At 70.3% G+C, this 18,631-nt stretch carries 17 protein-coding genes; 16 read left to right on the plus strand and 1 reads right to left on the minus strand.

The window, feature by feature from the left end; all coding sequences use genetic code 11:
* The first annotated feature begins 223 nt into the window (after nucleotides 1-223).
* The 15 genes from D3P35_RS16645 to D3P35_RS16715 all read left to right on the plus strand — a co-directional run bounded on the left by D3P35_RS16645 (nucleotide 224) and on the right by D3P35_RS16715 (nucleotide 16,933).
* Entirely contained in the window at nucleotides 224-628 is a 405-nt protein-coding gene (locus D3P35_RS16645) for a rhodanese-like domain-containing protein (RefSeq protein WP_232830526.1), read from the plus strand.
* Nucleotides 629-721: 93 nt separating this feature from the next.
* Complete coding sequence (gene dnaA / locus D3P35_RS16650; RefSeq protein WP_118135874.1) at nucleotides 722-2,164, plus strand: chromosomal replication initiator protein DnaA; 1,443 nt, start codon at nucleotides 722-724, stop codon at nucleotides 2,162-2,164.
* 214 nt (nucleotides 2,165-2,378) lie between these two features.
* The gene (gene dnaN, locus D3P35_RS16655) at nucleotides 2,379-3,497 is read left to right on the plus strand and encodes a DNA polymerase III subunit beta (RefSeq protein WP_118135875.1); all 1,119 of its coding nucleotides are present in this window, start codon (nucleotides 2,379-2,381) and stop codon (nucleotides 3,495-3,497) included.
* A gap of 106 nt (nucleotides 3,498-3,603) precedes the next feature.
* A complete protein-coding gene (recF, locus tag D3P35_RS16660) occupies nucleotides 3,604-4,701 on the plus strand; it encodes a DNA replication/repair protein RecF (RefSeq protein ID WP_118135876.1) in 1,098 nt (365 codons plus the stop codon).
* A 71-nt stretch (nucleotides 4,702-4,772) separates the two neighbouring features.
* Entirely contained in the window at nucleotides 4,773-5,198 is a 426-nt protein-coding gene (locus D3P35_RS16665) for a VOC family protein (protein ID WP_118135877.1), read from the plus strand.
* A gap of 100 nt (nucleotides 5,199-5,298) precedes the next feature.
* The gene (gene gyrB / locus D3P35_RS16670; protein WP_118135878.1) at nucleotides 5,299-7,713 is read left to right on the plus strand and encodes a DNA topoisomerase (ATP-hydrolyzing) subunit B; all 2,415 of its coding nucleotides are present in this window, start codon (nucleotides 5,299-5,301) and stop codon (nucleotides 7,711-7,713) included.
* A gap of 292 nt (nucleotides 7,714-8,005) precedes the next feature.
* Entirely contained in the window at nucleotides 8,006-9,352 is a 1,347-nt protein-coding gene (locus D3P35_RS16675; RefSeq protein WP_118135879.1) for an NAD(P)/FAD-dependent oxidoreductase, read from the plus strand.
* A gap of 241 nt (nucleotides 9,353-9,593) precedes the next feature.
* Entirely contained in the window at nucleotides 9,594-10,253 is a 660-nt protein-coding gene (locus D3P35_RS16680) for a GntR family transcriptional regulator (protein WP_118135880.1), read from the plus strand.
* A 30-nt stretch (nucleotides 10,254-10,283) separates the two neighbouring features.
* Nucleotides 10,284-11,282 (plus strand): TRAP transporter substrate-binding protein DctP, encoded by a 999-nt coding sequence (gene dctP / locus D3P35_RS16685; RefSeq protein ID WP_118135881.1) that lies wholly within the window; start codon nucleotides 10,284-10,286, stop codon nucleotides 11,280-11,282.
* Between the two features lie 79 nt (nucleotides 11,283-11,361).
* A complete protein-coding gene (locus tag D3P35_RS16690; protein ID WP_118135882.1) occupies nucleotides 11,362-11,874 on the plus strand; it encodes a TRAP transporter small permease in 513 nt (170 codons plus the stop codon).
* On the plus strand, nucleotides 11,874-13,187 hold the full coding sequence (locus D3P35_RS16695; protein ID WP_118135883.1) for a TRAP transporter large permease: 1,314 nt from the start codon (nucleotides 11,874-11,876) through the stop codon (nucleotides 13,185-13,187). Before D3P35_RS16690 ends, D3P35_RS16695 begins: the two co-directional genes overlap by 1 nt.
* Nucleotides 13,188-13,198: 11 nt before the next feature.
* Nucleotides 13,199-14,284, plus strand: a complete 1,086-nt coding sequence (locus D3P35_RS16700) for an LLM class flavin-dependent oxidoreductase (protein ID WP_118135884.1) — start codon at nucleotides 13,199-13,201, stop codon at nucleotides 14,282-14,284.
* Nucleotides 14,281-14,772, plus strand: a complete 492-nt coding sequence (locus D3P35_RS16705; RefSeq protein ID WP_118135885.1) for a V4R domain-containing protein — start codon at nucleotides 14,281-14,283, stop codon at nucleotides 14,770-14,772. Before D3P35_RS16700 ends, D3P35_RS16705 begins: the two co-directional genes overlap by 4 nt.
* Nucleotides 14,773-14,792: 20 nt before the next feature.
* A complete protein-coding gene (locus D3P35_RS16710) occupies nucleotides 14,793-16,178 on the plus strand; it encodes an FAD-binding oxidoreductase (protein WP_118135886.1) in 1,386 nt (461 codons plus the stop codon).
* Nucleotides 16,175-16,933, plus strand: a complete 759-nt coding sequence (locus tag D3P35_RS16715; RefSeq protein ID WP_118135887.1) for an HpcH/HpaI aldolase/citrate lyase family protein — start codon at nucleotides 16,175-16,177, stop codon at nucleotides 16,931-16,933. Before D3P35_RS16710 ends, D3P35_RS16715 begins: the two co-directional genes overlap by 4 nt.
* A gap of 1,070 nt (nucleotides 16,934-18,003) precedes the next feature.
* Here the strand turns inward: D3P35_RS16715 and D3P35_RS16725 are convergent.
* Complete coding sequence (locus D3P35_RS16725; RefSeq protein WP_118135888.1) at nucleotides 18,004-18,276, minus strand: DUF2312 domain-containing protein; 273 nt, start codon at nucleotides 18,274-18,276, stop codon at nucleotides 18,004-18,006.
* Between the two features lie 135 nt (nucleotides 18,277-18,411).
* On the opposite strand from D3P35_RS16725, the gene D3P35_RS16730 reads away from it, so the two are divergent.
* A complete protein-coding gene (locus D3P35_RS16730; protein ID WP_118135889.1) occupies nucleotides 18,412-18,630 on the plus strand; it encodes a hypothetical protein in 219 nt (72 codons plus the stop codon).
* Nucleotide 18,631 lies beyond the last annotated feature (1 nt).

An 18,631-nucleotide genomic window follows, 5' to 3' on the forward strand; every position in this document is an offset into this window, starting at 1 on the left:
TCTCGAAAGCCGAACAGATATACCACCGGTAAGTATTCAATGCTTGCTGGTAGAGTATTAATCTGTCTTTAACTTTTGCGTTTCGCGAAGAGCTTGATACCCAACTGCTTTTTTTCCCCCGAGGTCGACATCCAGTTGCCAAACGGCCGCTCGATTTCGTAACTTCCGGAGGACGATTCAGAACGTGCGGGAGACTATGATGGCGGCGGCGAAGGTAAGCGAAGTGGATCCCGCAGAGGCCTGGCAGGTGCTCGAGAACGAGCCCGATGCCGTGCTGGTCGATGTGCGGACCCGGCCCGAGTGGGGCTTCGTCGGCACGCCGGATCTCACGCGCATCGGCAAGCAGGTGATCCTCACCGAGTGGCGCCAGTTTCCCGGCATGAACGTGAACCAGGCCTTCGTTCCCGCCCTGATGGAGCAGATCGGCACGCCGCCGGCGAAGATCTTCTTCCTGTGCCGCTCCGGCGCCAGGTCGATGGAAGCCGCGATGCACACCGCGGCGCATCTCGGCGAGGCCACCGAATGCATCAACGTGCGCGAGGGCTTCGAGGGCGACCTCGACCAGGAGGGCCACCGCGCGCACCTCAACGGTTGGAAGGCGCGAGGACTCGCCTGGCGGCAGAGTTGACGCCCCCGAGAGCGTAGCGGGCAGACCGGGGCCTGGCCCCGGGCAGTGGTTTTTTCTTCGGTCGGGGGTGACGAAGTGCAGGGGACAGCAAGAATGGTCGAGCAGGAGGCAACCGTCTGGAGCAGGATCTGCGGTCCGCTCGAGGCTGCGATCGGCCGGGACGCCTTCACGGCCTGGATCGCGCCCCTCCGCTTCCGCTCGGCCGAGAACGGCGTGGCGCAGTTCGGCGTTCCCACCACCTTCTTCGGCAACTGGGTGGAGCGGAACTACCGCGACATCATCGTGGCGCTGATGCAGTCCGAGGGCGTGCTGGTCGACCGGCTGAGCTTCGACATCATCGGTCACGGCCGGCCGGCCGCGGTGCCGGCGGCCGTGCAGGGCCTCGAGGTCTCCGCCCCGGTCTCCTCCGGCCTGTCGATGGCCGCCGCGAACCACCCTGCCCCGGCGCCGGAGCCGGTCCGCGCCCCCGCGGCCGCCGCGGCGCCCGAGCCGGAGCTGCCCGGCTCGCCGCTCGACCCGCGCTACAACTTCGACAATTTCGTGGTCGGCAAGCCCAACGAGCTCGCCCATGCCGCCGCGCGCCGCGTGGCCGAGGGCGGCCCGGTGAGCTTCAACCCGCTGTTCCTCTACGGCGGCGTGGGCCTCGGCAAGACCCACCTCATGCACGCCATCGCGCTGGAATATCAGCGCCAGTTCCCCGGCAAGAAGGTGCTCTACCTCTCGGCCGAGCACTTCATGTACAAGTTCGTGCAGTCCCTGCGCTTCAAGGACACGCTGGGCTTCAAGCAGATCTTCCGCTCCGTCGACGTGCTGATGGTGGATGACGTGCAGTTCATCTCCGGCAAGGGCTCGACCCAGGAGGAGTTCTTCCACACGTTCAACGCCCTCGTGGAGCAGCGCAAGCAGGTGGTGATCTCCGCCGACCGCGCGCCCGGCGAGATCGACGGGCTGGAAGACCGCATCCGCTCGCGCCTGCAGTGGGGCCTGGTGGTCGACCTCCACCCCACCGATTACGAGCTGCGCCTGGGCATCCTGCAGTCCAAGGCCGAGACCCATCTCGCCGCCCAGCCGGACGTGCAGCTGGCCTCCGGGGTGATCGAGTTCCTCGCCCACCGCATCTCCTCGAACGTGCGCATCCTCGAGGGCGCGCTCACCCGGCTCTTCGCCTTCGCGGGGCTGGTGGGGCGGCGCATCGACCTCGACATGGTGCAGGAATGCCTCGCCGACACGCTGCGCGCCTCGGACCGCAAGGTCACCATCGACGAGATCATCCGCAAGGTGGCCGACCACTACAACCTCAAGATCAACGACCTGCTCTCGGCCCGGCGCGCGCGCTCCGTGGCCCGGCCGCGGCAGATCGCCATGTTCCTGGCGAAATCGCTCACCTCGAAATCGCTGCCCGAGATCGGACGGCGCTTCGGGGGGAGAGATCACACGACCGTGATCCACGCCCTGCGCAAGATCGAGGAACTGCGCCAGACCGACAGCGGCCTGGCCGAGGACATCGAGCTGCTGCGCCGCATGCTCGAGGCCTGAGCGCCCCGCCCTCCCATTCAAACACCGCCCGCGGGGGTCGTATTGCACGCAACGCGCGGCCCCGCGCGGCGCCCGCCCCCGCGCGGGGCCCCGAACGGTGCGCCGGGCGCGATTCACACGCTATAAGCGATTGACCCTGCTCGCGGTTCGGATAGTGTCTCAAGCCCTGCCGGGCGTCCGGCGGGCCACCTGATTACCGGAAGGCGAGAGGCAGATGAAGGTCAGCATTGAACGCAGCGCGCTGTTGAAGGCAATGGGCCGGGCTCAGGGTGTTGTCGAGCGGCGGACGACCATTCCGATCCTCTCCAACGTGCTGATCGAGGCCGAGGGGGCGGAGATCGCCTTCCGCGCCACCGATCTCGACATCGAGGTGCTGGACCGCACGCCGGCCATGGTCGAGCGCGCCGGCGCCACCACCGTGGGGGCGCACACGCTGCACGAGATCGTGCGCAAGCTGCCCGACGGCGCGATGGTCGAGCTGCAGGACGACGGCACCGCAGGCCGGCTGGAAGTGCGCGCCGGGCGCAGCCAGTTCTCGCTCGCCACCCTGCCGAAGGAGGACTTCCCGGTGATGGCCTCCTCCGAATATTCCTGCTCGTTCACCTGCCCGGCCCCGGTGCTGCGGCGGCTGTTCGACAAGGCGAAATTCGCCATCTCCACCGAGGAGACGCGCTACTACCTCAACGGCGTCTACATGCATGTGGCCGAGAGCCCGGAGGGCCGGCGCCTGCGCTGTGTCGCAACCGACGGCCACCGCCTCGCGCGCATCGACGCCGAGGTGCCGGCCGGCGCCGAGGCCGCTCCCGGCGTGATCGTGCCGCGCAAGACCGTGGGCGAGCTGCGCAAGCTGCTCGACGATGACGAGGCGGAGATCGCCGTCTCGGTGTCGGAGACCAAGATCCGCTTCGCCACGCCCGAGGTGAGCCTCACCTCGAAGGTGATCGACGGCTCCTTCCCGGACTACACGCGCGTGATCCCGCAGGGCAACACCAAGCGCCTCGAGGTCGATGCGGCCGAGTTCGCCTCCGCCGTGGACCGCGTGTCCACCGTCTCGTCGGAGAAGTCCCGCGCGGTGAAGCTCTCGCTCGACGAGGACCGGCTCACCCTCTCGGTGAACGCGCCCGACAGCGGTGCCGCCACCGAGGAGCTCGCCGTGGCCTACGGCGACGAGCCGCTCGACATCGGGTTCAACGCGAAATACCTGCAGGAAATCGCCAGCCAGATCGACCGCGAGAACGCCGTCTTCATGTTCAACTCCATGAACGACCCCACCCTCGTGCGCGAGGGCGATGACGAGAGCGCGGTCTACGTGGTGATGCCGATGCGCGTCTGAGGCGCGCCTTTCCGATCAGCGAACGGCCCGGGCCCCGGGCCGCTCCGCCCCCCTCCGGTCGCCCCGCCGCCCCGGCCCTTCCGCCCCGGCAGACAAGGCCCGCGCCATGACCGCCCTCACCCGCCTCACGCTGTCGCAGTTCCGCTCGCACCCGCGCAGCGTGATCGAGACCGACGGCCGGCCGGTGGCGCTGTTCGGGCCGAACGGCGCGGGCAAGACCAACATTCTCGAAGCCGTCTCCATGCTCTCGCCCGGCCGCGGGCTGCGCCGCGCCCCGGCCGAGGACATGGCCCGCCGCGCCGCGGGCCTGGGCTGGAAGGTGACCGCCGAGCTCGCCAACGGGGGCGACGCGCATGAGCTCGCCACCTGGTCGCAGGGCGGCACCCGCGAGGTGGAGATCGACGGCAAGGCCCAGCCGCAGGTGGCCCTCGCCCGGCTGCTGCGCGTGCTCTGGCTCACCCCCGCGATGGACCGGCTCTGGACCGAGGGCGCCTCCGAGCGCCGCCGCTTCCTCGACCGCATCACCATGAGCTTCCTGCCCGCCCATGCCGAGGCCACGCTCGCCTACGAGAAGGCGATGCGCGAGCGCAACCGCCTGCTGAAGGACCAGGTGCGCGATGCCCGCTGGTATGAGGCGCTGGAGCTGCAGATGGCCCGCGCCGGCGCGCAGATCATCGCCGGCCGCGCCGCGGCGCTGGAGCGGATCACCGCCGCGCAGGAAGGGGCCGAGACCGCCTTCCCCCGCGCCACCCTCGCCCTGGCCGACCCCGAGGACCCGGGCCCGGAGGACGAGCCCGCCCTGCGCGAGGCACTGGCCCGCGGCCGGCCGCGCGACATGGCCGCCGGCCGCTCGCTCACCGGCCCGCACCGCACCGACCTCACCGCCCTTTACGCCGAGAAGGGGGTGGAGGCGCGGCTCTGCTCCACCGGCGAGCAGAAGGCGCTGCTGGTCTCGCTGGTGCTGGCCAACGCCCGGGCGCTCGCGGCCGACGAGGGCCCGCCCCTCCTGCTGCTCGACGAGGTCGCCGCCCATCTCGACGCCGACCGCCGCGCGGCGCTGCATGACGAGATCGCAGCCCTCGGCGCGCAGGCCTGGATGACCGGCACCGGGCCGGAGCTGTTCTCCACCCTCGGCCCCCGCGCCATGGCCTTCGCGGTCACGGAGGAGGCCGGCGCCTCCCGTCTCGCCCCCGCAGCGCTCTGAGGCGGCATTTCAGGGGCCCGGGCGGGCCCTTGCACCTTGCCCCGGGGCCCGCGAATGCCGATATTGCATACATGGATCCCCGCATCACGCTCATCACCCTCGGCGTCGCCGATCTCGCCCGCTCGGAGGCCTTCTACGCCGCCCTCGGCTGGCGGCCCTCGGCGCAGAGCCAGGAGGGGGTGCGCTTCTACCAGATGAACGGCATGGCCCTCGCGCTCTTCGGGCGCGACGCGCTCGCGGCCGACCAGGGCCGCCCGGATGCGGCCCTCGGCACCGGCGCCGTCACCCTCGCGCAGAACCTGTCCGAGGAGGCGGCCGTGGACCGGCTGTGGGAAGAGGCGCTCGCCGCCGGGGCCACGCCGCTGAAAGCCCCGGAAAAGGTGTTCTGGGGCGGCTATTCCGGCTATTTCGCCGACCCCGACGGCCATGTCTGGGAGATCGCGGTGAACCCGTTCTGGCCGCTGGGCACGGACGGCAGCCTGACCCTGCCGGATTAAGGGAAAAAACCCCGATTCCGCCCCGCGCAGGCGCCCCCCTGCGCGTGACATTCCCCCCCCGCCACGATAGATTGCGGCCACTTCCAAGAAGGACAACAAAATGGCGGATACCGAGCAGAATTCGGCCTATGGTGCCGACTCCATCAAGGTCCTGAAGGGCCTCGAAGCCGTGCGCAAGCGGCCGGGCATGTATATCGGCGACACCGATGACGGCTCGGGCCTGCATCACATGGTCTACGAGGTGGTCGACAACGGCATCGACGAGGCCCTCGCGGGCTGGTGCGACACCGTCTCCGTACACCTGCATGCTGACGGTTCCGTGTCGGTCTCCGACAATGGCCGCGGCATTCCCACCGACATCCACAAGGAAGAGGGCGTCTCGGCGGCCGAGGTCATCATGACCCAGCTGCATGCGGGCGGCAAGTTCGACCAGAATTCCTACAAGGTCTCGGGCGGTCTGCACGGCGTCGGTGTCTCGGTGGTCAACGCCCTGTCCGACTGGCTGGAGCTGCGCATCTGGCGCGACGGCAAGGAGCATTACGCCCGTTTCGAGCGCGGCGACACGGTGGAGCACCTGCGCGTGGTGGGCGACGCGAACGGCCGCAAGGGCACCGAGGTGCGCTTCCTCGCCTCCACCGACACGTTCTCCAACCTCGACTACAGCTTCAAGACGCTGGAGCACCGGCTGCGCGAGCTCGCCTTCCTGAACTCCGGCGTGCGCATCACCCTGTGCGACGATCGCCCGGCCGACCCGCTCTCCATCGAGATGCTCTATGACGGCGGCGTGCGCGAGTTCGTGAAATACCTCGACCGCTCCAAGACCCCGCTGATCTCCGAGCCGATCTACGTGACCGGCGAGAAGGACGGCATCGGCGTGGAAGTGGCCATGTGGTGGAACGACGGCTACCACGAGAACGTGCTGCCCTTCACCAACAACATCCCCCAGCGCGACGGCGGCACCCATATCGCCGGCTTCCGCGGCGCGCTCACCCGCACCATCAACAATTACGTCGCCTCCTCCGGCCTCGCGAAGAAGGAGAAGGTGACCCTCTCGGGAGATGATGCGCGCGAGGGCCTCTCCTGCGTGCTCTCCGTGAAGGTGCCGGACCCGAAGTTTTCCTCCCAGACCAAGGACAAGCTGGTCTCCTCCGAGGTGCGCCCCGCGGTCGAGAGCCTGATGAACGAGAAGCTCGCCGAGTGGTTCGAGGAAAACCCATCCGACGCGCGCATCGTGGTGACCAAGATCGTCGAGGCGGCGCTGGCGCGCGAGGCGGCGCGCAAGGCGCGCGAGCTCACCCGCCGCAAGACCGCGATGGACGTGGCCTCGCTGCCCGGCAAGCTCGCCGACTGCCAGGAGAAGGACCCCTCCAAGTCCGAGCTCTTCCTGGTGGAGGGTGACTCGGCCGGAGGCTCCGCCAAGCAGGGCCGCTCGCGCCACAACCAGGCGGTGCTGCCCCTGCGCGGCAAGATCCTCAACGTCGAGCGCGCCCGCTTCGACCGCATGCTCTCGAGCCAGGAGATCGGCACGCTGATCACCGCGCTCGGCACCGGCATCGGGCGCGACGAGTTCAACATCGGCAAGCTGCGCTACCACAAGATCGTCATCATGACCGATGCCGACGTGGACGGCGCGCATATCCGCACGCTGCTGCTCACCTTCTTCTACCGCCAGATGCCCGAGCTGATCGAGGGCGGCTACCTCTACATCGCCCAGCCGCCGCTCTACAAGGTGGCGCGCGGCAAGTCCGAGGTCTACCTGAAGGACCAGCCGGCGCTGGAAGATTACCTGATCGAACAGGGGCTTACCGACGCCGTGCTGCACCTTGGCAACGGCGCCGCCCTCACCGGCGCCGACCTTGCCCGCGTGGTGGAAGAGGCCCGGGTAACCCGCAACACGCTGGCCAACTTCCCCACCCATTACCCGCGCTTCGTGCTCGAGCAGGCGGCCATTGCCGGCGCGCTCGGCACCGATGCGCTGGAGGGCGACGCCCAGGCGCTGGCCGACAGCGTGGCCGCCCGGCTCGACATCGTCGCCGCCGAGGCCGAGAAGGGCTGGACCGGCCGCCCCACCCAGGACGCCGGCCTGCGCTTCTTCCGCACCGTGCGCGGGGTGGAGGAGGTCCGCACCCTCGACGGGCCGGTGCTGCGCTCCCCCGAGGCGCGGCGGCTCGCGAACCTCACGCCGGCGCTGCAGGAGGTCTATTCCACCACCGCGCGGCTGGTGCGGCGCGACAAGGAGCTGCGCCTCAACGCCCCCTCCGAGCTGCTCAACGCGGTGATGAGCGAGGGCGAGCGCGGCCTCTCGCTGCAGCGCTACAAGGGCCTGGGCGAGATGAACCCCGACCAGCTCTGGGAAACCACGCTCGACCCCGAGGCCCGCACCCTGCTGCAGGTGCGCATCGAGCACATGGACGAGGCCGACGAGATCTTCACCAAGCTCATGGGCGACGTGGTGGAGCCCCGGCGCCAGTTCATCCAGGACAATGCGCTGAGCGTGGAAAACCTCGACTTCTGACGCCCCGCGATGCCCCGCCCCGGGGCATCGCGCCGCCCGCCCGGGCGCAGCCTTCCGCATGCCACGGCATGCCGTTCCCTCCGGATATCCCGGCCCGATCAGGCACTTGCGCAGGCCCTGCGCCGTCACGCCATGCATGGAAGGCATGGCGCGCACCTTGTCATCGGGCGGGATCGCACCGACATAAGCAGGACAGCGCGGCGCGCCTCCGGGGCCCCCGGCCCCGCGACTGCCGGGCCGGAGCCCGCTCCGCCCTCCGCGCTGTTGCCTTGCCAGTCCGAGGAGAGCCCCGATGACCACCCCCGCTCCGCACACCGTTTCCGCGCAGGACCGCCCCGCTTCCGACGCCCGGCACAGGGTGGTGATCGTCGGCGGCGGCTTCGGCGGGCTGGAGACGGCCAAGCGCCTGAAGGGCGCCGGTGTCGACATCACCCTCGTCGACCAGCGCAATCACCACATCTTCCAGCCGCTGCTCTACCAGGTGGCGACCGCCTCGCTGGCCACCTCCGAGGTGGCCTGGCCGATCCGCGGCGTGCTGCGCGGGCAGGAGGGGGTGCGGGTGCTGCTCGGCACCGTGACCGGGGTGGATGCCGCAGGCCGCCGGGTGCTGCTCGCCGATGGCGACAGCCTGCCCTACGATACGCTGGTGCTGGCCACCGGCGCGCGCCACGCCTATTTCGGCCATGACGAGTGGGAGGAGGCGGCCCCCGGCCTGAAGACCATTGAGGACGCCACGCTGCTGCGCCGGCGCATCCTGCTCGCCTTCGAGCGGGCCGAGCGCGAGCCCGACCCCGCCCGCCGGGCCGCCCTGCTCACCTTCGTGGTGGTGGGCGGCGGGCCCACGGGGGTGGAGATGGCCGGCACCATCGCCGAGCTCGCGCATGACACGCTGGCCCCCGAGTTCCGCGCCATCGACACGCGCAAGGCCCGGGTGCTGCTGATCGAGGCCGGGCCGCGGCTGCTCGGCGGCTACCATGAGAGCCTCTCGGCCTATGCGCAGGCCGAGCTGGAGCGGCTCGGCGTCGAGGTGGCGCTCGGCCAGCCGGTGACCGAATGCACCCGCGAGCACGTGGTCTACGGCGACACCACACTGCCCGCCCGCACGATGATCTGGGCCGCGGGCGTGCGCGCCTCGCCGGCGGCGGAATGGCTCGGCGCCCCGGCCGACCGCGCCGGCCGCCTGCGGGTGGAGCCCGACCTCACCGTGCCCGGCCACCCGGAGATCTTCGCCATCGGCGACACGGTTTCCGTGGCGCGGCCCGACGGCAGCCCGGTGCCCGGCATCGCCCCCGCGGCCAAGCAGGGCGGCGCCCATGTGGCGGCCACCATCCGGGCCCGGCTCGCCGGTCGCCCCGCCCCGCGCTTTGCCTACCGCCACCAGGGCAGCCTCGCGCAGATCGGCAAGCGCCGGGCGGTGATCGACTTCGGCCGCATCCGCCTGCGCGGCGCGCTCGCCTGGTGGATCTGGGGCATTGCGCACATCTTCTTCCTGATCGGCATGCGCGCCCGGCTGGCCGTGGCTGTGAACTGGCTGTGGATCCATACCCGAAACCAGCGCAGCGCCCGGCTGATCACCCAGGGTGCACCGGACGAGGCCTCCCCCGGCCCCGGAACCACCCTGCGCGCCGACGCCGCCTGACGCGACTGCTCTCCCGCCAGACGGCCGATTCCACGCCGCCCGGGCCTGCCAGCCCGGGCGGCGCGTGATTCTGCGCGCCCCAACCCCGCCCGACCGGCCGCGAGCGCCGGAAATTCGGGCGGAAGTTGCTCAATAAGCAGGCAAGACGAAAGATTCCGCCCGGTGGGGCGAAAATTATTTTACACATGAAGGTATACCGTGCACCGTGTCCCGAGCATGACATCGCAAGGGATCCCGCCGCATGCCAGACAGTGACCGCATCCAGCGCAACCCGCCGCTTGCCGACCAGGTGTACCGCGGCCTGCGCGAGCTGATGCGCGAACATGCCTTCAAGCCCGGCGAGCGGCTGGTGGAGGCCAATCTCGCCCGCAGGCTCGATGTCTCCCGCACCCCGGTGCGCGAGGCGCTGTCGCGGCTCGCCTCCGACGGGCTGGTGGAGTTCCAGGACGGCGGGGTGGCGGTGTTGCGCCTCACCCTCGAGGACGTGGAGGAGATCTTCGAGATCCGCCGCCTGCTCGAGCCGCATGCCGCCGCACAGGTGGCCGTGAGCCTCACCGCCGAGGACCACGCCGCGTTCCGCGACGCCCTCGCCCGGGCCGAGGCCGCGCGCAGCGTGATCGAGTTCGCCGAGGCGAACATCGCCTTCCGCGGCCTCTGGGTGTCGCGCATCGCCAACCGGCGGCTGCGCAAGACCCTGCTGCGCTTCGACGACCAGGTCTCGCTGGTGCGCCGCACCACGCTGGTCGACCCGCGCGCCCGCAGCGTGGCGCTGGACGGGCTGCACCGGCTCGCCGCCGCCTTCCTCGCCGGAGACGCGGAGCGCGCGGCCGCCGAGATGTCGGAATTCGTCGATTCCGCCTTCGAGTTCTTCGAGGCGGCCTTCCCCGAAGACCGCCCCTGACAAGCACGACCAACAAGGAGAGGTAAGCCAATGAAAGTCATGACGAAACTGCGCGCCGGCCTGGCCGCCGCCGCCCTCGCCGCATCGGCCTTCGCCGGCCATGCGGAAGAGGTCACCCTGCGCGCCATCACCTTCACCCCGTCGCAGGTGATCTACGCCCAGCACTTCCAGACCTTCGTCGACATGGTCAACGAACGCGGCGAGGGCGTGGTGCAGATCCAGATCATCGGCGGGCCCGAGGCCATCCCCTCGCTGCGGCAGGGCGAGGCGCAGCAGAACGGTGTCGCGGACATCTTCAACCTGCCCGCCGGCCTCTACCTCAACATGGTGCCCGAGGGCGAGGCCTTCTCCGGCTCCAACCACACGCCGATGGAAAACCGCGCCTCCGGCGCGCTCGACTACATCAACGAGATCTACCACGAGAAGGCCAACGCCCACATCATCGCCCATGTGGACGGCGGCAACGGCTTCCACCTGTTCCTCACCAAGAAGCCCGAGATGACCCCCGAGGGCACGGTGGACCTCTCCGAGTTCCGCGTGCGCACCGCGCCGCTGCAGCGCGCCTTCGTGGAAAACCTCGGCGCCATCAACGTCACCCAGTCGCCGGAGGAGGTGTACACCTCGCTCGAGCGCGGCATCGTGGACGGCACCGCCTACACCATCGTGGGCATGCGCGACTTCAACTGGCACAAGTTCGTGAAATACCGGATCGACCCCGGCTTCTTCCAGACCGACGTGCTGATCTCGCTCAACCTCGACAGCTGGAACGGCCTGTCGGACGAGGCGAAGGCGATCCTCAACGAGGTCGGCGCCGAGTACGAGCAGATCTCCTACGAAACGATGGCCGAGGCGACAGCCGCCGAGGACAAGGCCCTGCGCGACAGCGGCATCGAGGTGATCACCCTCGAGGGCGACGCGGCGCAGAACTACCTCAAGGCGGCCTATGCCACCTCCTGGGAGCGGCTGAAATCGCGCGACGCCACGCATTACGACAAGCTGCGCGAGCTGTTCTTCACTCCCTTCGAGTGATCCCGGCCCTTCGGCCCCACCTCTCCAGCCCGGCGGTGCGCCGCCGGGCCCTGCCCACCTCCCGCGCCGGGGCGCCCAAATGTCCATGCTGATCACCGCCGTAGACCTGATCTCCCGCCTGCTCTTCCTGCTCGCCATCCTCATCACCGCCGCCCTCGTGTTCATCGTCACCTACGACGTGGGCGCGCGGAACCTCGGGCTCACCCCGCCGAACTGGGCGGTGAACACGGTGGAATACGGCATGCTGCACATCACCTTCCTCGCCCTGCCCTGGCTGGTGCGCACGCGCGGCCATGTCTGCGTGGAGCTGGTGCTGAGCTACCTGCCCGCCGGCGTGCGGACGGCCTGGGAGCTGGCGCTGCACATCGTCTCGGCGCTGATCTGCTTCTACCTCGCCTGGCGCTCCGGCCTGTCGCTGGCCGACACGATCGTGAAGGGCTCCTACGAGGTGCGCTCCTTCGACATGCCGATGTGGATGCTCTTCGCCTCAATGCCCGCGGGCTTCCTGCTGGGCGGGCTGCAGTTCCTCGCCTTCCCGCTCAGGGGCGACAGTTTCTTCGCCGGTGCGGCCGGTGAAAAGGGAGGCCTGTGATGCTCGACTGGACCGTCTCCATCGCCATTCTCGTCGGCGGCCTGCTGTTTGCCATGGGCATCGGCCTGCCGGTGGCGCTCGCCTTCTTCGCGGTGAACGTGATCGGCGTCTACATCTTCATGGGCGGCTCGCGCGGCATCGACCAGATGCTGTCCAACGCCACCACCGCCGTCTCCACCTACTCGCTCGCGCCGGTGCCGCTCTTCCTGGTGATGGGCTCGCTGTTCTTCTACTCCGGCCTCGCGCGCCGGGTGCTCGACGCGATCGACCTGCTGATCGGCCGCCTGCCGGGCCGGCTCTCCTATCTCACCGTCACCTCGGGCACGGTGTTTGCCGCGCTCTCGGGCTCCAGCCTCGCCAACACCGGCATGCTCGGCTCGCTCATGGTGCCGGAGATGATCGACCGCGGTTACAAGAAGCACATGGCGCTGGGGCCGATCCTCGGCTCCGGCGGGCTCGCGGTGATCATCCCGCCCTCCACGCTCGCGGTGCTGCTCGGCTCGCTCGCGCGCATCGACATCGGGGCGCTGCTGGTGGCGGGGCTGATCCCCGGCCTGGTGCTCGCGGTGTTCTACGCCGGGCTCATCTATGCCCAGACCAAGCTCGACCCCGAGGCGGCGCCCTTCTACGAGGTCGAGGCCATGCCGCTGTCGCGCCGGCTCTGGGTGTTCGCGCGTGACGTGATGCCGATGGCGATCATCATCGCCGCGGTGGTGGGCTCCATCCTCACCGGCATCGCCACCCCCACGGAGAGCGGCGCGCTCGGCGTCTTCGCGGTGGGCTTCCTCGCCCTTGCCTTCCGCGCGCTGAACTGGAAGGCGATCGAAAAGGCGGTGATCGAGGCCGCGCGGGTGACCGGCATGACCTTCCTGCTCATCACCGCCTCCTCCACCTTCGCGCAGTTGCTCGCCTTCTCGGGTGCGAGCTCGGGGCTGGTGCGGTGGGCGACGGGGATGGAGATGGGCCCCACCCAGATGCTCCTCGTGATGCTGCTGATCCTCTTCGTGCTCGGCATGTTCATGGACCAGGTGTCGATGATGCTCATCACCCTGCCGGTGTTCGTGCCGCTCGCCGCCAGCCTGCATTTCGACATGGTGTGGTGGGGGCTGATCATGCTGCTGATGCTCGAGGTGTCCTTCACCACGCCGCCCTTCGGCCTGCTGCTGTTCGTGATGCAGGGCGTGGCGCCACCGGGCACCAGCCTTGCCGAGGTGGCCAAGGCCGCCCTGCCCTACATGCTCTGCGTCTTCCTGCTCATCGCCCTGCTCATCGTCTTTCCGCCGCTCGCCACCTGGCTGCCGGCGATCATGTGAGGACCCCCGTCATGACCCATCCCATGCATGGCGCGAACCGCTTCAAGCTCGGCATCTTCTCGGCCAATGCCGATGGCGGGCTCACCCTCACGAAGGTGCCCGAGCGCTGGCCCGCCCGCTGGCCGGAGATCGTGCAGGTGGTGCAGATGGCCGATGCGGCGGGCATCGAGTTCTTCCTGCCCATCGCGCGCTGGAAGGGCTTCGAGGGCGAGACCAACTCGCGCCAACATTCCTTCGAGACCTTCACCTTCGCCGCGGCGCTGGCGGGGGTGACGCGCAACATCGCGCTGTTCTCCACCGTGCATGTGCCGATGGTCCACCCGATCTTCGCCGCGAAGGCGCTGGCGACCGTCGACCATGCCTCGGGCGGGCGCGCGGGCCTCAACATCGTGGCGGGCTGGAACCCCGACGAGTTCGCCATGTTCGGGCTGGAGCGCACCGACGCGCCCTACGAGCAGGCGGCGGAGTGGATCTCGCTCATCGAGCGTCTCTACACCGCGCCGGAGCCCTTTGACTTCGAAGGAAAGTTCTACTCGGTGAAGGGCGCCGTCACGGCGCCGAAATCCCTGCAGTCGCCGCGCCCCGTGGTGCTGAACGCCGCCTTCTCGCCGCCGGGCCGGGCCTTTGCCGCGGCGCATGCGGATTATCTCTTCACCACCTTCGTGGACATCGAGGGCGGACGGGAGACCATCTCCGACATCTCCGCCCGCGCAGCGGAAGCGGGGCGTTCGGTGGGCACCTACACCACCACCCATGTCGTCTGCCGCCCCAGCCAGGACGAGGCCGAGGCCTATTACGAGCGCTACGCGGTCACCGAGGCCGACCAGGGCGCGCTCGACTACCACACCAGCCAGAAGATGAAGCACGCCGCCTCGCACGACCCCGAGACCTTCGCGCGCCACCAGAAGCGCTTCGCGGGCGGCGCGGGCACCTACCCGCTGGTGGGCACGCCGGAGCATATCGCCGCCGAGATGGTGCGCATGGCCGACGCCGGTTTCGCCGGCACCACGGTGAGCTTCGTGAACTTCCTCGACGAGCTGCCGTATTTCCTCGCGGAGGTGCTGCCGCTCCTGCGCGAGGCGGGGCTGCGGCAATGAGCTTTCGCGACCGGCTCAGCTTCGACGCCGCGCGGGGCGAATACCTCGACAGCGGGATCCGCTACATGATGATCCGCCCCGACGCGCTGATGGGCATCCTCCACGAGCTTCCCGAGGAAAGCCGCCCGGCGGTGCTCGAGGCCATGGCCCGCTCGATCACGAAGGCCGGCGGCAAGTCCGCCGCCGCCTACCGCGACATGGGCGCGGCGGAGGCCGACGCGCTGCTCGGCGTCATCGCCGCCACGGCGCCCGAGCTCGGCTGGGGCGTGTGGTCCTTCGCGCGCGGCGCCGATGGCCTCACCCTCACCGTGGCGAACGCCCCCTTCCCCGCCGGCCACGGCCCCGCCCCCGCCCCGGTCTGCGCCCCGATCCGCGGCATGCTGGGGGCCATCGGCCCCATGGTGCTCGGCGGCCCTGTCCGGGTAGAAGAGACCGGCTGTGCCGCCTGCGGTGCAGCGCATTGCACCTTCACCATCGCGCCCGCCTGACCCCCTCCGAGGTACCTTCAATGTCCGACGTTCTTTCCCAGCTTCTCGAAGCCCTCGGCCCCGACGTGGTGAGCACGGGCGATGCCATCCCCGCCCGCTACCGGCACGACTGGTCGGGCCTGCCGCCGGTGCAGCCGCTCGCCCTGCTGCGCCCGCGCAGCACGGAAGAGGTGTCGAAAGCCCTCGCGATCTGCAACGCCACCGGCACGCCGGTGACACCGCAGGGCGGGCTCACCGGCATCTCGGGTGGCGCGCACCCGGATGCCGCCGCCGTCTCGCTCTCGCTCGACCGGATGAACCGCATCGAGGGCGTGGACCCCGAAATGGCCACCCTCACGGTAGAGGCCGGCGTGGTGCTGGAGGCAGCACAGGCCGCCGCCTCCGAGGCCGGGCTGATGCTGGGCTATGACCTGGGCGCCCGCGGCTCCTGCACCGTGGGCGGCACCATCGCCACCAATGCCGGCGGCAACCAGGTGATCCGCTACGGCATGGCGCGCGAGCACATCCTCGGGCTCGAGGTGGTGCTGGCCGACGGCACGGTGGTGAACGCGATGAACCGGATGATCAAGAACAACGCCGGGCTCGACACCAAGCAGCTCTTCATCGGCTCCGAGGGCCTGCTGGGCGTGGTGACGCGCGCGGTGCTGCGCCTGCAGCCGCGCCCGCCCTTCACCGCCACCGCCTTCTGCGGCTGCCCCGACCTGCCCGCCGGCCTGCGCCTGCTGCAGGCCGCGCGCAAGGCGCTGGGGCCCGCGCTCACCTCCTTCGAGGTGATGTGGCCGAGCTTCTACCACTTCATGTCCGACGGCACCCACCAGCGCCGCATCCTCGCCGAGGAGCACGGCATCTACGTGATCGTCGAAGCCTCCGCCTTCACCGAAACCGCGGCGCGCGAGATGCTCGAGACCTGCCTCGGCGCGGCGATGGAGGAGGGCGACGTGACCGATGCCGTGCTCGCCGCCTCCGGCAAGGACGAGCGCGCGCTCTGGGCGGTGCGCGAGAGCGTGGCCGAGTATCCCAACCTGATGGGCCCGATCAACGCCTTCGACATCGGCATCCCGCTCGAGCGGATGGCCGAGGCGGTCGCGGCGCTCGAATCCGGCCTGAAGGCGAAATTCCCCGACGCGATCACCCTGTCCTACGGCCATATCGGCGACAGCAACCTCCATCTCGTGGTGAACGTGCCCTCCGCCGGCCAGCAGCAGCCGGACAAGGAGATCAAGGGCTTCGTCTACGGCATGACGCGTGATCTTGCCGGCACCATCTCGGCCGAGCACGGGCTGGGGCTGATCAAGCGCGCCTATCTCGGCTACAGCCGCACCCCCGAGGAGATCGCGCTGATGCGCCAGGTGAAGGCGGCGCTCGACCCCAACAACATCCTCAACCCCACGAAGGCCTTCGCATGAGCCGTGTCTCCCTGCGCCCGGCGCTTGCCGCCGGCACGCCGCTGATCGGCGCCTTCGCCGCCATTCCCAGCCCGATGACGGTGGAGATCCTCGCCGCATCGGGCCCGGATTTCCTGTGCATCGACGGCGAGCACAGCCCCATCGCCGGCGAGCGGCTGGAGAACATGCTGCGCGCGGCGCAGGTGCATGGCGTGCCCGCCCTTGTGCGCGTGCCCGGCCATGCGCCAGAGGCGATCGCCGCGGCGCTCGACGCGGGCGCGGCCGGCATCCTGGCACCCCGGGTCTCCACCGTGGCCGAGGCACGCGCGGTGATCGAGGCCGCCCGCTACCCCGCCCTCGGCAAGCGCGGCGCCGGGCCCGGCCGGGCGGCACTTTACGGCCCCGGCATCCCGGACTACATCGCTCGGGCCAATGACGAGACCGTGCTCGCGGTGCAGTTCGAGACGGCGGAGGCGGTGGAGAACGCGGCCGAGATCCTCGCCCTGCCCGGCATCGACCTCGCCTTCATCGGCCCGGGCGACCTCGCGGTGACGCTTGCCGCCTCCGGCCGCCCCGGCCAGGGCGCGCTCGACGCCGCGATCGCCAGCCTTGCGGCCGAGATCGCCGCCTCGCCGGTGGCCGCCGGCATCTTCGCCGGCACCCCCGAGGAGGCCCGCGCCCGCATCGCCTCCGGCATCCCCTTCGTGATCATGGGCTCGGATTCGATGGTGCTGGGCGAAGCGCTGCGCAGCCGGTTCCACGCCGCGCGCGCCTGAGCGACGAGCGCCGGAGCAGGCCGCCTGCTCCGGTGCGCCTCGCCCCCGCCCCGCCCCGCCCCGCAGCGCGGGCAAGCGAAGGTATGCTCCCCATCGGCCGCCGCCACGGAGCCGCGGCCCCGGCAGGAGGTCGCACCGCGGTCGGCCTCTCTTGCGCCGGGCCGGAGCCCTCCCGCCCTCCGTCGACCCGCCCTTCGGGCGCGTCTCCTGCGGTTTGGGCCCGGCCGCGCTGTCGCGCGGCAGGAGGTCCTGTGGCAGCGGTGAGGCCCGCGCCGGCCCTGAGACAGCGCGGAGGCCGCGCCAGGCGGCGGAGCCGTGCGGGTGGTGCCCCGGGGGCAGCATGAAGAGAGGCGGGATGGCCAGGAAGGGCCCGGCGATCGCCCTGCGCCCTGGCGGCGGAAAGAGCCGGGCGAGGGCAGACAGCCTCCCGGCCTTGTTTCCCCCCCGCCAGCACCGCCGCACCTCATCCCGCTGGCAGAGCATGCCGCCGCGGGCCCGTCCGCCGCAGCCGGGAGCCGGGAGCCGGGAGCCGGAAGCCGGAAGCCGGAAGCCGGAAGCCGGAAGCCGGAAGCCGGAAGCCGGAAGCCGGAAGCCGGAAGCCGGAAGCCGGAAGCCGGAAGCCGGAAGCCGGAAGCGCGCATGCCTATGCTCGAACGCCCGTGCAAGACCCATTCTGACGGCGCATTTGAAGAACCTACCGCCGCCGCCCAAGGGGCATGTTTGCAACGCCTCCGCCGCGCGCGGAGGGCCGCGCCCGACCCTGGGCGGGCGCGCGCCACGCGTGTGGTCAGCGGTTTATCCCGAAAGCCCCGGACGACGGCTGAACCCCGACCGACATCGCCATCGCGCCCTCCCGGGGGGGGAGGGTCGGGCGCGGCCCGGGCTGGTCGCCCGGGCGGAAGGGAAAAGCTGCAGGTGCAGCGCAACACCGCCGTACGGCAGAGGGTGAGCTGTGCCCCCCGGGTGCCGCAAGGGGCGGAGGCCCTCCGGGGCCTTCGCCACGCCCGGCGAGCTGCGGGGGCGCAAGACCCCTCGGCGAGGCGGGCGTTCCGCCGGGCCGGGGCCGGGCGTCACATGCCCAGCGCTTCCTTGTAGAGCTCGAGCACGGCCTCCTCCTCGGAGATCTCCTGCGGGTCCTTCTTGCGCAGCGAGATGATCTTGCGCAGCACCTTGGTGTCGTAACCGCGGGCCTTTGCCTCGGCCATCACCTCCTTCTGCTGGTCGGCGATGTCCTTCTTCTCGGCATCGAGCCGCTCGAAGCGCTCGATGAACTGGCGCAACTCGCCCGCCGTGACGCGGTACTGGGAGGGGGCACCCTCGTGCTCTTCGATGATCTCGTCCATCCGTGTCGTCCTGCATGGAAAGGGGAAGCGCGGACCCTACAAAGACCGCCGCCCGCCCGCAAGGGCTTGCCAGGCCCCGCCCGCGTCTCTATGCGGGCAGCCACCCACGCCGCAGCCCCCGGAGGAGGCCCGACCATGACCGCCCTGCTCATCATCGGCATCCTGATGGCCCTCGCCGGCATCGGCGGCCTCGGCTGGTGCGTGGTCCGCGCCCGCGCCCTGCAGCGCAGCGATCTTTCGCCCGAGGAGGCGAAGGTGGAGATGCGCCGGCTCGTGGCGGTGAACCTCGGCTCGATCTCCACCGGCTTCCTCGGGGCGGCTCTGGTGCTCGCCGCCCTCATCCTCGGGGTCTGAG

The organism is Oceanicella sp. SM1341 (assembly GCF_003448965.1).
In the GTDB taxonomy this organism is placed as follows: Bacteria; Pseudomonadota; Alphaproteobacteria; order Rhodobacterales; family Rhodobacteraceae; genus Paroceanicella.

Bases quoted from the DNA above. Each gene is read 5' to 3' on its own strand.
- dnaA (WP_118135874.1), top strand. From the start codon at position 722: ATGGTCGAGCAGGAGGCAACCGTCTGGAGCAGGATCTGCGGTCCGCTC.
- dnaN (WP_118135875.1), top strand. From the start codon at position 2,379: ATGAAGGTCAGCATTGAACGCAGCGCGCTGTTGAAGGCAATGGGCCGG.
- recF (WP_118135876.1), top strand. From the start codon at position 3,604: ATGACCGCCCTCACCCGCCTCACGCTGTCGCAGTTCCGCTCGCACCCG.
- D3P35_RS16665 (WP_118135877.1), top strand. From the start codon at position 4,773: ATGGATCCCCGCATCACGCTCATCACCCTCGGCGTCGCCGATCTCGCC.
- gyrB (WP_118135878.1), top strand. From the start codon at position 5,299: ATGGCGGATACCGAGCAGAATTCGGCCTATGGTGCCGACTCCATCAAG.
- D3P35_RS16675 (WP_118135879.1), top strand. From the start codon at position 8,006: ATGACCACCCCCGCTCCGCACACCGTTTCCGCGCAGGACCGCCCCGCT.
- D3P35_RS16680 (WP_118135880.1), top strand. From the start codon at position 9,594: ATGCCAGACAGTGACCGCATCCAGCGCAACCCGCCGCTTGCCGACCAG.
- dctP (WP_118135881.1), top strand. From the start codon at position 10,284: ATGAAAGTCATGACGAAACTGCGCGCCGGCCTGGCCGCCGCCGCCCTC.
- D3P35_RS16690 (WP_118135882.1), top strand. From the start codon at position 11,362: ATGTCCATGCTGATCACCGCCGTAGACCTGATCTCCCGCCTGCTCTTC.
- D3P35_RS16695 (WP_118135883.1), top strand. From the start codon at position 11,874: ATGCTCGACTGGACCGTCTCCATCGCCATTCTCGTCGGCGGCCTGCTG.
- D3P35_RS16700 (WP_118135884.1), top strand. From the start codon at position 13,199: ATGACCCATCCCATGCATGGCGCGAACCGCTTCAAGCTCGGCATCTTC.
- D3P35_RS16705 (WP_118135885.1), top strand. From the start codon at position 14,281: ATGAGCTTTCGCGACCGGCTCAGCTTCGACGCCGCGCGGGGCGAATAC.
- D3P35_RS16710 (WP_118135886.1), top strand. From the start codon at position 14,793: ATGTCCGACGTTCTTTCCCAGCTTCTCGAAGCCCTCGGCCCCGACGTG.
- D3P35_RS16715 (WP_118135887.1), top strand. From the start codon at position 16,175: ATGAGCCGTGTCTCCCTGCGCCCGGCGCTTGCCGCCGGCACGCCGCTG.
- D3P35_RS16725 (WP_118135888.1), bottom strand. From the start codon at position 18,276: ATGGACGAGATCATCGAAGAGCACGAGGGTGCCCCCTCCCAGTACCGC.
- D3P35_RS16730 (WP_118135889.1), top strand. From the start codon at position 18,412: ATGACCGCCCTGCTCATCATCGGCATCCTGATGGCCCTCGCCGGCATC.